Origin of the sequence: Nostoc sp. UHCC 0251, assembly GCF_034932245.1 — a bacterium.
GTDB lineage: Bacteria > Cyanobacteriota > Cyanobacteriia > Cyanobacteriales > Nostocaceae > Nostoc.
Map to the genome: position 1 here is coordinate 1 of NZ_JAYGHD010000016.1, position 14,412 is coordinate 14,412.

Genomic DNA, 14,412 nt, shown 5'->3' on the forward strand with positions numbered 1-14,412 from the left:
AAGGCAGATAGCGCAGCGTTAGCGAGTCCGCGAGCGTCGGGCAGAAGGCAGGAGGCAGAAGGGAATTCTGACTTCTGCCAAGAAGCCCGTGACCGGAGCAAACTTGGGTTTAAAACCCCGCCGTCTATACGGCGATGACAATTGGTTGGGGTCTGAATCCCCATTCAATTCTTTCCTTCTGCCTTCTGCCCTCTGCCTCCTGCATTCTTCAATAAATCTCTAATGAAAATCTGAAAGCGCCCATACTGGGCTTTGCCTTGCTAACGCTCATAGATGAAATTAGATGTTAACGCAACTCTAGGGCACAGTATGACTAATTTTTGGCTAGCTACCGTATTCTCTACGCCGATTAAAGACCCAGTACCGGCTTTTCTGATGATTTTGGGGATTATGCTGATTGCGCCCCTGCTATTTGAGAAAATCCGGCTACCGGGTATTGTGGGATTAATTCTGGCGGGGGTCATAGTCGGCCCTAATGGACTGGGATTATTGGCGCGGGATAACACAATTGTGCTTTTAGGGACAGTTGGTTTGTTATTTCTCATGTTTATGGCAGGGCTGGAAACTAGCTTGGATGACCTGAAATATAACGCTGATAAGGCAGTCATATTTGGAGTAGCTACTTTTGGCGTACCGATGGTATTAGGTACTGTAGCCATGATGGCCATCGGCTATGGTGTATTACCTGCCATCTTAGTTGCTTCTTGTTTTGCTTCCCATACACTACTAGCACTACCGATAGTCAGTAAATTGGGAATTATGCGCTCTCAGACATTGACTACTACTCTCGGAGGCACATTAATCACCAATGTTTTGGCACTTTTGGTTTTAGCGGTGGTGGTGAGAGCGCATCAAGGCAGTTTAAGCCTACAGTTTTGGTTATTCCTGATTCCTTCACTGATTATCTACACATTTCTGACGCTATGGGGTGTACCTCGCCTCGGTCGCTGGTTCTTTCAGCGATTTGGACATGATGAAGGGGCAGAGTTTACCTTTGTGCTAGCTACCCTGTTTGTGGTTTCCTACGGGGCAGAATTAATCCAAATTGAGCCGATTATTGGCGCTTTTTTAGCTGGAGTTGCTATTACCCAGCTAATTCCGCAACTTAGCCCTTTGATGAATCGGATTCAATTTATTGGGAATACGCTGTTTGTACCCTTTTTCTTGATTTCTGTGGGAATGTTGGTGAATCCCCTAATTCTGATTCAAGAACCGCGATCGCTCTTAGTATCCGCTGTCATGGTAACTGCTGCCATTATTGCTAAGTTCATTCCTGCATGGGGTTCAGGCAAGTTATTCGGATTCAACTTTGACAATATCATGTTGATGTTTGGGCTATCAGTTGCTCAGGCAGCCTCCACCCTGGCTGCAATCACCGTTGCTTACAAAATCGAGTTGGTCGATCAGTTAACAGTGAATGGGACGATCGCTATGATTTTAGTTACCTGCATTGCTTCACCTTGGGTAACAGATCGGTGGGGAAAAAAAATCAAGCCAGGAGAGGCTAGTATTCAAAATCGTCAGGGAGGAAGTCTAGGCGATCGCGTTTTAGTCCCAGTTGCTAACCCCAGCACTGAAGATAACCTACTCAAGTTGGCAATACTCCTAGCGAAATCAGCGACCGGTACTTTATTACCACTCCACATTTTAATTGAACAAAGTTCTTCTATTCCTCCAGAAGACAAAGCTAGACAAAGCCAATTACTGTCAACCGCAGAAATGATTGCCCATGCTGCGGTTGCTAATGTTATTCCCATTGGTCGCATTGACGAATCAATTGATAAGGGAATTGCTCGTGTGGCAGAAGAAAAACAGGCCAGTGTGATTGTCTGCGGCTGGAAAGGTTACTCTACTTATCAGGAAAATCTCTTTGGTGGTGTGATTGACAAGATTGTACATCGCAGTGCCGTGCCTGTTTTGGTAACTCGATTCCCATTGCCAATTGAGCATACAACACGAGTCTTTCTGGCTTTTACCACCCAACAAACGTATGCTAGTTCTTTTGGAGAGAGTATCCAATTAGCCAAAAGTCTGGCAACGGAACTCAAAGCATCTCTGCAACTTTTACAAGTTGTAACAACACGGGGAGTACCTATCGATTTGAGTAATAGCGGATTGCCAGCAGATACACCCATTCAAAACGTGCGAGGCAATTTTGTACAGCAAGTTTCTCGTTTACTCAAAACCAACGATCTGCTAGTGTTAAACGGGTCTGTTGAGCAGAAAACTCAGCTAGTTTCACTTTTTGGTCGGATACCAGAAGCGATCGCTCGCAATCATCCTGAAGTTGCTATGATTATTGCCTACTTTCCTAAATAGCAGCAAGATTGGGAAGAAATGGTGAGAATGCCCAATCCATGCCCAATACGTTCCTAAGCTGTCGCGCATTTAACTTGCACATCTTTTCGTATTGACAGTTAACAGTTAACGAACTTAAGAAGTGACTATGTAATTTCAAAGCGTTTTAGTCAGACAGTTGGTTCCTGGTATTTGACTCCTCGTTTTTGATGACGGTCATTAGCAACGATAGGATAAACAATGCTGCGTAACCGATTAATCGCACCAACTGGGCGATGCACTGCTAGACCATTCCCAGGAGAAAAACTGAGATTTTCCGCAAAGTCATTATCTTTAGCAGAATTAACTTTCTGATGTTTAACTGTTAACCGGCCAACTGTAATGAAGGGTGATTCCTTTTCATTCCAAACAATAGTGGTATCATCAATGGACATTTCTGGGCTAGTTTGAAATTGAATTTGAAAGTCCCAACAATATTCAGCATCAGGCTTTGCTAAAGCTTGAATGATATCCTCTCTGTAATAGTTGTCCTCTAAACCGGAGGCTTTGGCACGCTGAAGCTCACTTTCTGGTCTAGATTCGAGAGGAAGTTTTTGATGAGGTGGTTGACTGGAAACCGGAGTAAATGCATATTTAATCACAACTGGATATTCCACAGGAACTCTACCTGATTGAGATGGGTCAAAATCAGATTTGAGTCCCAAAGAATACGCTGAAGCACTCCAATAGCGTTCTGTGAGCAAACTCTTGGGAAAACGTTTGAAACTAGTTTGCAGAAGAGTAGATTCGTAAGGATGCAACTTTAGCCAAAAAAGCACCAACAGCTTAAAAAGCGGAAACAGCCCTGCTCGATAAACCGCCATAAAAAAGCTGTGGAAGTCTTTGATGGTTCTAACAAAAAAGAATTCGGTATTGTGGACAATAATATCTTGGGTTTTTAACTCGTGGCTTTGCGGTAGTCTTTCTCCTTCTACCCCTATCACCTTTACGGACATAGAGCGCGTATCCCCTTCATAATCATTCTTTACTGAAAACGCACCATTTGCAAATCGTAGCCAAACCGGATATTGTTTGGGTTTGGCAAATAAACCTTGTTTTAGGGAAATGGCTTGAAGTTGAGCTTCAGTTAATGAGGCGCGTTTGCTCAATTCCTGCTTAATTGCTGCTTCATCAAAGTCAAAGATTTCTAGAGTACCTTGTACAGCAGCGTTAGTTTTAGAGTGGGTATCTCTCTTTGCAGTTTTTTTCTTCTCACCTCCGTAAAGATTTTCCATGTTCTTTTTGACTAGCTCACTCATGAGAGCGCAATATTTGGCTTCGTCTTTTTCTGGGTATTCAGTAAATAGTTTCATTTTTTTTAGGTAGGATTAATTCATCAATTGAGTTTATTTGAAGCTGCTTAAACATCGCTTGTTTGCAATTATTATCAAGTCAGCTTTAAGCGACAATCTCTAGTGAAGGTCAAAACTAACTTTGTACTTTCTGCCTGAGAGAGGAACGTTGCGATTAACTAAATCTGAGACTGTGTTGGTATTTTGAATAATTTCCCAACCCACAGGCGAAAAAGTCTTTTCATTAAAGATATTGGGTGATAGTAAAGGATTTGTTAGCGCTTGAGAGAAAGCATCAATCCCAATTAAGCGTGCTACTAGGGAAGGAATAGTTGAATTCTTCCGCCCATCCTCGGCGTAAAGTCCCACAAAGAACTCAATATTATCAACATGACCATATAATTCTTTGAGTTTATTTTGAGCAAATTCATTACCAGTAATTTGCTCAAATCTTGTAACTCTGGGGAAACCACACAGTTGACGATAATCGTTGTAGCTTGCTAATTGCAACTGGCGTCCCAGTCGGATTGAGGGTAATTCTGTTAACTCAACCAATATATCAGGGGTGTTAAATAAACCAATTTTTGTACCTGGTTGAGAACAAGTTTCTTCCATCAATGCCCCTAAACCTTGGTCAATAAACATCTTATTGTTCCAAAGGGATGTAGCAATATGGGTTGGTTCACCGTTATAGTTAAAAGTTTCTGGAATCGCACTATGCCAGCGATAAACAAAGTCAAACTCAATTGCCATATAATTGGGACGATGCCAGCTTTCCTTAGTAAAAGCTTCAGGATCAGCAAACAACTTAAAGTGATAAGGAGTTATGTGGTTAATGTACTCTTCCATAATGATTTTGAGAATAATCGCCATGAGAATATTTCTCGATGTTTGGAAGAGGCGTTCATCATCCCAACTTGGGTAATTGCTTGCTAATTCATCACAAAGCCGATTATGTTCCCGGAGACATAGAGTGTTGAGCATTACATAGCCAATTTGCACATTTGCTCGTTCTACTCCCATCGCAAACATATATTGTTTTTTATCTACAGACTGTCTTTTTTCATCATTAAGAGGTTGATAAAGACCGTCAAATTCAGGCTTAACTTTATCCTGTGCTGCATCAGCATAATAAAACAAGGGATATTCTTCTTCTACACCATCTTGGCGTTTGAGTTTCTGGGTTTTTAATTTACCTCCTTGAAAAGCTCTTAAAAGATGTGTTTGTTTTCTGGTTAAGCCATAAACATTACACAAATCAATCTCATGGTTGGAAGTATTTTTTAATTTATTATAGTGATCGAGGCGAAGAAAACTATCAGTAAACCACTGCACCCAATAGGGAAACAGCATAGTTGATTTGGTAGAATAAATGGTTTTACCATTTCTTTTACGGAATAAGATAGCCAAGTCTTCAACTTTAGGTAAGTTGCCCTCGGCGTTTAACTTTGGATCGGGTGGTAGATGTCGTCCTGTATAAGTGCGATCGTTGAGTGATTCCCAGGAAGTATAAGTATCAGTTTTCTTAGGAATTTTAGTATCAGGAATATACTCATCTAGAGTCATCATACTGTAGGCATTAGGACGAGTTGGAATTTTATAGATGAGACTGTTAAGCAAAGCTTTATTAACTTTACGCTTTATAGATTTGTTACTTTGTATAAGTTGCCAAATCGGTTTAAAGCTTGTTAAAACTAATGTTTGAATTTTGTTGCTTAAACCGTCTTTTGATGTATCTCTTTTTCCATTCATAGTTTTTTACCTTATTATTTGCAATTTTGTATTCAATGCGCCCTAAATTTATCTGCTGCGATTGCCCAAATTAATTCAACTTATTTCAGTTTGGAAATAATCTTTTGTAGATTTTTAGGTCGATAGTCTTTGCGACTTTTCAAACGGTAGATCGCACTTTCATGAAGGTCTTCAATGACATCGCTGACCTCACGAAACTTAATTCCTGCTAATTTAAAGAATCCAGCATCGTTCTTAAAATCACATTCATAATTAGGGTTGATGCCTGTCGGAATCACATTTGGATCTAAGTCAAGCCCTAATCCTAGTTCACCGATGGAATCAATCATCCACTGTAAGGCAGCATCTGATAACCCACTATGTTCTTCCGTTCCACCGCCAACGCAACCGTGTACGCCTGGAAACCACTTTTGAATCACCCGCTGGTTTTCAGCCTCAGGATGCTTTTTCATAGGAGTGACATCAAAGATTTCGCGGATTTCGTCAATCGCCATCGCGTGCAATGCATTCTGAATACATTTGTTTAAAGTAGTGTCATGAAATCTGTAGCGCATATTAAGCTGTTTGCTTAACCTACTAAAGGCTGGTATCCCAGGAATACCAAGGGCCCCAACGGTGTCAAAACAACCTAGTAAGGTGATCGGGACGCGATCGCCATAAGCTTGACGGTATTCTACTGCTGCTTTATCCTTGGGTTTAATATTTCGGTTACGGTAAAGCTCGTAGGCTTCATGTGCTTTAGTAACATGGGGGCGATCTAGAAGACCAGAGCAATAGATCATGCCGGCTAAACTTCTAACTGTGTAAGCACCACGACTGAAGCCGAACAAATAGATTTCGTCACCAGAAACATAATTGATACTAAGAAATCGGTAGCAATCTTCTATGTTTTTATCGATTCCTAGTCCGGTAACTCCGCCTAAAAGCTTTTTACCCTCGGTTCCAATGCCCTCGTCATAAAAGACGATTTGTGTAACCCCGTCACTGGCAATCGATTTCACAGATTGAGCTAGCTTTACCACATTGCTTGGATAAAGACTGGTTAACTGTTGCCAAGTTCCATCACAGCAAATAACAAGGCGTTTCATAGTTCTATTTCAAAGGCTTTGAATAATTAATTAAACTTTTATGAAAGTGTAAATTCGCCATTTAGTTAGGACAAAAAGCGTTTTATATATTAACTCAGAAATGTTCATAGTTTATAAATGATTTAGCGAAATATCTTCCCACTTTTATAATGAGAATGCAAGAACAGTTAACCAGAAAATTAAATAAATAAATATTAAGTAACCTCCGCACAGCAAAATCATCTAAGTGCATTAAAGTAAAAAATATTGACCTTTTACTAAGGACTTTTTCTATGACACCTTCCACAAACCAGGTTTATCCCGTTATTTGGCACAACAACTCAGTGTCACTAATTGACCAAACTCGCTTACCAAACGAATACACATTTGTAGAAATTCACCGTAGTGAAGATATGGCGCGGGCAATTAAAACTATGATTGTGCGAGGTGCGCCAGCAATTGGTGTGGCTGCGGCTTATGGAATGTATCTTGGTGCCAGGGAAATTGAAACAAGCGATCGCCACGAATTTCTGCAACACTTAGATAAAGTAGCCCAGTTGTTGCGTTCTACTCGTCCGACGGCGGTAAATTTATTTTGGGCAATCAGCCGGATGATTAAAGCCGCCTACGAAACGCTGGGAACGGTAGAAGAGATTAAGCAAACCCTTTTCCAAACAGCCCAAGCAATCAATAGTGAAGATTTGCAAACCTGTCAAGCGATTGGTGACAATGGTTTGGCTGTTTTACCGTCTACCCCAGGAAAGCTGAGGCTGCTTACCCACTGTAACGCTGGTGCATTAGCTACTGCTGGTTATGGCACAGCCTTGGGTGTTGTGCGTTCTGCTTGGAGAGAAGGACGTTTAGAACGTTTATTTGCTGACGAAACCCGTCCCCGCTTGCAAGGCGCAAAACTCACCACTTGGGAATGTGTGCAAGAAGGGATTCCAGTTACATTAATTACTGATAATATGGCAGCCCATTGCATGAAACAAGGTTTGATTCATGCTGTAGTTGTGGGTGCTGACCGAATTGCTGCGAATGGTGACACTGCCAATAAAATTGGTACATATAGTGTTGCGATCGCAGCTAAAGCCCATAATATCCCCTTCTTTGTCGCTGCACCCCTTTCCACCGTTGATTTTGAATTAGCCGATGGTAGCCAAATTCCCATTGAAGAACGCGAACCAACAGAAATTTATCAAGTTGGCGATACTATTCTCACACCTGAAGGTGTAGAGTTTTACAACCCAGCTTTTGATGTGACTCCAGCTGAGTTAATTACAGCCATCATTACAGAGAATGGAGCGATCGCACCTGATAAATTAGCAAAATCACAGTTCAAGCAATTACCGGTTGGGTTAAATCCGAATTAATGGAGAACTTGCGCCGAGTTCTCGATAACCCTAAATCCGAATAATGGAAACTTTATAGGGGATTGCCCCAAAAAAATCTCCGACTTTTTAGAAAAGCCGGGGACTTTGTTTTTTGACTAGTTTTAAATCTGACGCAATACGGTTCGGTTAAGGTAAGAGACGCGATAAATCGCCGTCTTTACAAGAATCAATCTTTTGTAGAGACGGCGATTTATCGCGTCTTTGCGATTAGCGGCGTGTTATCAAGAAACCTTATCCGAACCGGATTGAAATCTGACAGATCAAAATTTATCAGCAATTTTTTGAATAATTTTATCTAAACTTCATATTTTGACTAAATTCAATAAGCAAAATCCGCAATTACTTTCTCAAAAGAAGCTTTGACTTACTCAAACCCCAGTTTGCTTTCTCATTTTGGTGTTTTCCGCAAGTAAAAGAAGCTTTGACTTACTCAAACCCCAGTTTGCTTTCTCATTTTGATGTTTTCTGTAAGTAAAAGAAGCTTTTGCTTTCTCAAAATGCCATTTGACTTACTCAAACCTCAGTTTGCTTTCTCATTTTGGTGTTTTTTGCAAATAAAATGCCATTTCGTTTTTTTAAAATGGTTGATTTATCAGAGGATGTTTGAGAAGTATTAAATATTTCTTCATCCCCCTCCTTAAAAAAGCGTGTATACACAAGTTGAATTACCCCCCTTAATCCCCCCTTGTAAAGTAGGGAAACAAGAAATCCAGTTCCCTCCCCTTTACAAGGGGAGGGTTAGGGTGGGGTAATTCGACTTGTGACTAATTAACCAAAATGTTGAATAATTGCCTCGGCAAATTCAGAACATTTTAAGGGTTCAACAGGCGGTTCTAGCAACCGGGCTAAATCGTAAGTCACTTGACTATTTGCGATCGCATCGCTTAAACCTTTCTTAATTAGGTCTGCGGCTTCTTGCCAACCCATAAATTCCAGCATCATTACACCAGACAAAATCACCGAACCAGGATTAATCCGATCTAAGCCGGCGTGTTTGGGTGCAGTGCCGTGGGTAGCTTCAAATATGGCACTAGAATCACCAATATTCGCCCCTGGCCCCATTCCCAAACCACCAACAATCGCAGCGGCGGCATCAGACAAGTAGTCGCCGTTTAAGTTCATCGTCGCCAAAATCGAATATTCATCCGGTCTGGTTTGGATTTGTTGAAAAATACTGTCAGCAATCCGGTCATTCACCAAAACTTTCTCTTTCCATTTGCCATCGCCGTGGGTTGCCCAAATTGTGTTAAGAACAGTTTCAACTTCCTTGACAACTTGCGCTTTCTTGTCTGGAGTGAGATTATCAAACCCAGGTTCAATCTGACGGGCGTTTTCTTCCAAGGAAATATTCGGATTTTTTTCCTTGTTACTCAAAATCCAAGATTCTTGTTCAGTGACCGTTTCTTGGCGGAATTCACTAGTTGCTAGTTCATAACCCCAATCACGGAAAGCGCCTTCGGTGTACTTCATAATGTTGCCCTTATGCACCAAAGTCACTTGTTGTTTGTTTTTGGGCAATAGCAAAGCGTGTTTGATGGCACGTCTAACTAGGCGCTGAGAACCAGTTTTGCTGATGGGCTTGATGCCAATACCAGAATCAAGAGGAATACGTTTTTTCCCATGTTCTGGGGTGGCGGGGATTAATTCTTCATTGAGAATTTTAATTAAGCGATCGCCGATTTCGCTACCTTGTCGCCACTCAATGCCTAAATAAATATCTTCTGTATTCTCCCGATAAACAATTACATCCAGCTTTTCGGGATTTTTGTGGGGTGAGGGCGTACCTGCATAGTAACGGCAAGGACGCACGCAGGCATACAAGTCAAAAATTTGCCGTAGCGCCACATTTAAAGAACGAATTCCTCCCCCAATGGGAGTAGTCAAAGGCCCTTTAATAGCTACACCATATTCTTCAATTGCTGTTAGAGTATCCTGAGGTAAATACTGATAAGTACCGTATAAATCGCAAGCTTCGTCTCCAGCGTAAACCTTAAACCAGCTAATTTGACGCTGACCCTTATATGCTTTGGCTACAGCAGCATCGAGAACTTTTTGGGTAGCAGGCCAGATATCTATACCTGTACCATCGCCACGAATAAAGGGGATAATTGGATTGTCCGGTACGATTGGTTCACCATTTTTGAAGGTGATTTTTGCTCCGGCTGCGGGGGGGGTAATCTTTTCGTACATCGTTCACACACTCCTAATCGATACGCTGCTATTCAAAAAATCTTTATGTGGCAGGCTTGTATATTTTGCTATGTCTTTTGTTCACCAAGCCATAAGGCACAGATTTTCCCCCTATTCCCCTTGTACATTATTTGGGGATTAAGTGTGAGATTTCAGTGAAGCGATCGCAATTTTGTACGATCAAAAATATTGACACTCTCACGGCTCCAAGCCGTAGGATTCTTGGTTCTAAGATATAACTTGCTCAAGCAGGTTTTCACCAACCTGAGTAGAGGTTTCATCTCCCCAAGCGTTGCTTGCACTCGCACTGAGCATAGCCGAAGTGTCTAGTGCAAAGGTTCCGATATGCCCTACCGTACCTAATCCCCGACTAAGGATATTTCTAGCTGCGTTTTTGTCTCTATCCATCACACAACCACACTTGCAAGCGTGTGTCCTGGTAGATAGCGTTTTTTTCACAACTTCACCGCAACTAGAACAATCAGAGCTAGTATATTGCGGATTTACCGCAACCGTTACTCGCTTAAATACTTTACCAAAGTACTCAATCCAGATACGGAACTGATGCCAAGATGCGTCATTTATAGACTTAGCTAAACAATGATTTTTCACCAGATTTTTAATTCTCAAGTCTGTGCGCTAAACGCGCCCCGCTTCGCTAACGTAGGCTATCAAGTCGTTAGACTGAACTACGCACCGTGCTAACTTCACAGCATGATCTTTACGTTGCCTACTTATTTTGAGATGGTGCTTACCTAAAACTTGTCTTGCCTTGTCTCTGTTTTTTGAACCTTTTACTTTTTTAGATACTCGACATTGCAAACGCTTAAGAATCCTTTCACCTTTACACAAAAATTTAGGATTCTCTACCGTCACTCCCTCAGAGTCGGTATAGTACTCTTTCAATCCGACATCTAAACCTACAGTATTACCTGTTGGCTCCATATCTTCCGAGCGGTTTATATCAACACAGAATTGAGCATACACTCCGTCTGCGCGTTTTACTAGCCGAACCCGCTTAATTTGCTTAATTTGGTAGAAATGCAAGTCACGAGTACCTTTTAGCTTTAATCGTCCAATACCTTTTTTGTCTGTAAAAGTTATGGATTTACGATCGTCTGCAAGCTTCCATCCTGATGTCTTGTATTCAACCGAACGACAATCTTTTTGAAATTTGGGAAAACCTTTTTTACCAGATACTCCTTTTTTGCATTTGTCATAAAAATGGGAAATAGAAGACCATGCCCGTTCTGCGCTGGCTTGTCTAGCCATTGAATTAAGCTCATCAGCAAAAGGAAAATTAGCTGCAAGTACTGCACAGTATTTCTGTAAATCGTTTTTACCAATGCCTTTTACATCCATCCATAGCCTGATGCAACTATTGCGGATGAATTTGGCAGTACGAATTGCTTCGTCTACTGCGGTTAATTGTGCTAACTTTCCATAAGCTTTGAACTCAAATACAAGCATCGTCTGCACCTCCTATTTTTATACTATTGCATTGGGTATAAGATAACTGTTAAGTTCAGGATTTTGCTTTTTTCGTGAACGGCTGCTAGACAAAATACTGTACCTAAAGATGCTTCTCTTCTCTTCGAGAGGCTGTGCCCTAAGCGTAGCTATGCCGCAGGCTTTACGAGGCGTTACTTGAACGCATTCATCCCATACCACACTGTCAATGACGGTTAAGCCTGTGCTGAATACAGGACAGGCTTAACCCTGTGGGCTTTCTGCTTTAATAGTTGTAAACTGACTTTTCGCTATCAGTGTTTCACTTTAGAGAAGCCCGATAGCTTACCGCTCTTTCACTGACCGTTAACACAAGAATGGCATGACAGACCCAATGATTTTATCAGGCCCTGCAAATGACATCGACTCCCTCCGACAACCGTTAATCGCTGGGTCTGAAAAAGTCCAACAGCAGATAATCCCACAGTTAGCTGAGTTGGGTAATGAGGGATTAGACGTGTTGATGGAATTTTTACTGAAACGACGTGAAAACCCAGCGACTTGGATTGATGGCAAAGCTTACCAAGTCCTTTACAGTTCTGATGCACCTCAAGCCAAAGAATTTTTACGCTCCTGTTTTCCTGAAGGAATTGTACCTCTAAAATCAGAGTGCGGGATTAACTACAATTCTTTGCAACAGCTACTTGCAGCTCAAGACTTCCAAGCAGCCGATCGCGTCACCATCGAAAAAATGTGCGAACTGTCAGGGCCAACGGCTGTACAACGAAAATGGTTGTACTTTACTGAGGTAGAAAATACTTCGGCTGTTGACTTGCAAACCATTAACAACCTCTGGTTAGTCCACTCCGAAGGTAAATTTGGTTTTTCAGTGCAGCGAGAAATTTGGTTAAGTTTGGGTAAAAATTGGGAGAATTTCTGGCCAAAAATTGGCTGGAAAGAAGGTAATAACTGGACACGATACCCTAACGGGTTTACTTGGGATTTAAATGCACCTAGAGGTCATTTACCCCTTTCTAATCAACTCCGGGGAGTACGAGTCTTTGCTTCTTTACTCTCTCACCCAGCTTGGTCGAAGAATCCAGAAAAATGATTTTGAGCCTACGTACAAAGGGTGACTTAATAATTCCATGAAGTTTGAGTGCAAGAAAAGTAACACGATCCGAGCGAGAAGCCTAAGCTGTTCCACATTTAAATTGCATAAGCTGGGCGGGCAAGATGCCCACCCCACAAGAGTTATATTTAATTCGATTATGCAAATTAGATATTTTTTAGCTTATAAAGAAGGGTAAGCCAGAAATGGAAGACGATCTGCGATTGGAGTATGACTTAAAGAGTTTAAGGGTCAGAAAGTTCGGCCCGGAACGAAAAAGCTTTGGGAAGACAACAATTCGTTTAGAACCTGATGTTGCAGAGGTTTTTCCCAATGCCGATGCTGTGAATGAAGCTCTAAGATTTCTGATTAGAGTTGTGCAGAATAACCAAGTTTCTGCACTTGCAAAGCAGCCTCACAGTTACTCAGAGGGGGCGGATAAAACCTCCTAGTGCTGAGTTGGAAGTGCAGCAAATCCTAAACTGAAAATATCAAATTAGATAATGGCAAACGTTCGTCTAGAAGATATTAAACGTAGATTCAATAATGTCACCGCGATCGAGGACATTACTTTTGAAATTCCTGATGGCGAGTTTTGGGTTTTAGTTGGGCCATCGGGTTGTGGGAAATCTACAATTTTGCGAACGATCGCTGGTTTAGAAACCGCTACATCTGGCAAACTGTATATTGGCGATCGCTTGGTGAATAATATCCCAGCCAGACAACGAGATGTGGCGATGGTGTTCCAAAACTACGCTCTCTATCCTCATATGAGTGTGGCGGAAAACATCGGCTTTGGCTTGCAAATGCGGAAGGTTGACTCGAAAATCATTCAAGAACGAGTGATGAATGTGGCGCGATCGCTTTCTCTAGATCACCTGCTAGATCGTAAACCTAAACAACTTTCTGGGGGACAGCAACAACGAGTAGCATTAGGAAGAGCGATCGCTCGTGAACCACAAGTGTTTTTACTTGATGAACCTTTATCTAATTTAGATGCCCAATTGCGCGATGATACAAGGGCAGAATTGAAACAGCTACATCAAGAGTTAGGGATTACAACAATTTACGTCACCCACGATCAAGTTGAAGCAATGACTTTGGCTGATAAAATTGTCGTACTAAATCGTGGACGGATTCAGCAAATTGGCGATCCCCAAAGTATTTATGCAAGTCCTGCTAATCAGATGGTGGCAACTTTTTTAGGCAGTCCGCCAATGAATATTTTGCCTGCAATCTATGAAAATAACGGTTTCGATGTGAGTGGACAGTTATTAACAATCCCGGCAGTTGTGAAAGAAAAATTACATTTGCGTCAGGGACACAGCTTTGATTTGGGGATTCGTCCAGAGCATATAAAAATCACCACTGACTCAGAACGGGCTGAACACCCCGCTACCTCTAATAGTACTCAAAACTCAGGACTGTTGTTGGTTGAAGTTAAACTAGTGGAACCTTTGGGAAGGGAAACTTTGATTCGTGCTGGATTACCTGGTTCGGCGGTAGTGTTGAATATTCAGGTAAGCGGGGATGTGCGTCCGCGTCCAGGCGATCGGCTTTCTTTGCAACTCGATTTAAATTACTTGTTTGTATTTGATCCCAAAACTGGGGACAGAATCTTATAAGCGCTTCGGAGTGTAAAATATAATTGTTTTGTGTGCGATCGCTGTGATGGGGTGTAGGGGCAATCGCTGTAATTGGTGGCGAGGGATAGGTTAGCGATCGCATCCAGAATCATCACCACACCACCGTTAATCCAATTTTTGACCGTAACTCTGACCTTGCGGATCGCGGTCATTTGTTAACCCAATAGCGAAAAC

Annotated in this window: 10 protein-coding genes and 1 pseudogene; 5 read left to right on the forward strand and 6 right to left on the reverse strand. The window is 41.7% G+C overall.

Going from position 1 to position 14,412, the window contains the following annotated elements:
• The first annotated feature begins 309 nt into the window (after positions 1-309).
• Positions 310-2,319 carry a cation:proton antiporter gene (locus VB740_RS03635; protein ID WP_323198713.1) on the forward strand — a complete coding sequence of 670 codons (2,010 nt, stop codon included), beginning with the start codon at positions 310-312 and terminating at the stop codon, positions 2,317-2,319.
• A 149-nt stretch (positions 2,320-2,468) separates the two neighbouring features.
• Here VB740_RS03635 and VB740_RS03640 read toward each other — a convergent pair whose 3' ends face one another.
• The 3 genes from VB740_RS03640 to VB740_RS03650 form a co-directional block, all read right to left on the reverse strand.
• Positions 2,469-3,650, reverse strand: a complete 1,182-nt coding sequence (locus VB740_RS03640; protein WP_323198714.1) for a catalase — start codon at positions 3,648-3,650, stop codon at positions 2,469-2,471.
• 99 nt (positions 3,651-3,749) lie between these two features.
• Positions 3,750-5,381 (reverse strand): peroxidase family protein, encoded by a 1,632-nt coding sequence (locus VB740_RS03645; protein WP_323198715.1) that lies wholly within the window; start codon positions 5,379-5,381, stop codon positions 3,750-3,752.
• Positions 5,382-5,461: 80 nt separating this feature from the next.
• Complete coding sequence (locus VB740_RS03650) at positions 5,462-6,469, reverse strand: DUF2235 domain-containing protein (protein WP_323198716.1); 1,008 nt, start codon at positions 6,467-6,469, stop codon at positions 5,462-5,464.
• Positions 6,470-6,741: 272 nt separating this feature from the next.
• Here VB740_RS03650 and mtnA point away from each other — a divergent pair, with 272 nt between their 5' ends.
• On the forward strand, positions 6,742-7,821 hold the full coding sequence (gene mtnA, locus VB740_RS03655) for an S-methyl-5-thioribose-1-phosphate isomerase (RefSeq protein ID WP_323198717.1): 1,080 nt from the start codon (positions 6,742-6,744) through the stop codon (positions 7,819-7,821).
• A gap of 789 nt (positions 7,822-8,610) precedes the next feature.
• Here the strand turns inward: mtnA and VB740_RS03660 are convergent.
• Both VB740_RS03660 and VB740_RS03665 read right to left on the reverse strand, forming a co-directional pair.
• Positions 8,611-10,032 carry an NADP-dependent isocitrate dehydrogenase gene (locus VB740_RS03660; RefSeq protein ID WP_323198718.1) on the reverse strand — a complete coding sequence of 474 codons (1,422 nt, stop codon included), beginning with the start codon at positions 10,030-10,032 and terminating at the stop codon, positions 8,611-8,613.
• Between the two features lie 228 nt (positions 10,033-10,260).
• Positions 10,261-11,502, reverse strand: a pseudogene (locus VB740_RS03665) (RNA-guided endonuclease InsQ/TnpB family protein).
• Positions 11,503-11,863: 361 nt separating this feature from the next.
• Here VB740_RS03665 and VB740_RS03670 point away from each other — a divergent pair.
• The 3 genes from VB740_RS03670 (at position 11,864) to VB740_RS03680 (ending at position 14,217) form a co-directional block, all read left to right on the forward strand.
• Positions 11,864-12,592 carry a GUN4 domain-containing protein gene (locus tag VB740_RS03670; protein WP_323198719.1) on the forward strand — a complete coding sequence of 243 codons (729 nt, stop codon included), beginning with the start codon at positions 11,864-11,866 and terminating at the stop codon, positions 12,590-12,592.
• Positions 12,593-12,798: 206 nt separating this feature from the next.
• Positions 12,799-13,044 carry a hypothetical protein gene (locus VB740_RS03675; RefSeq protein ID WP_323198720.1) on the forward strand — a complete coding sequence of 82 codons (246 nt, stop codon included), beginning with the start codon at positions 12,799-12,801 and terminating at the stop codon, positions 13,042-13,044.
• Positions 13,045-13,095: 51 nt separating this feature from the next.
• On the forward strand, positions 13,096-14,217 hold the full coding sequence (locus VB740_RS03680; protein WP_323198721.1) for an ABC transporter ATP-binding protein: 1,122 nt from the start codon (positions 13,096-13,098) through the stop codon (positions 14,215-14,217).
• Here the strand turns inward: VB740_RS03680 and VB740_RS03685 are convergent.
• The gene (locus tag VB740_RS03685; protein WP_323198722.1) at positions 14,172-14,390 is read right to left on the reverse strand and encodes a hypothetical protein; all 219 of its coding nucleotides are present in this window, start codon (positions 14,388-14,390) and stop codon (positions 14,172-14,174) included. The two genes, VB740_RS03680 and VB740_RS03685, sit on opposite strands and share 46 nt — an antisense overlap.
• Positions 14,391-14,412: the final 22 nt, after the last annotated feature.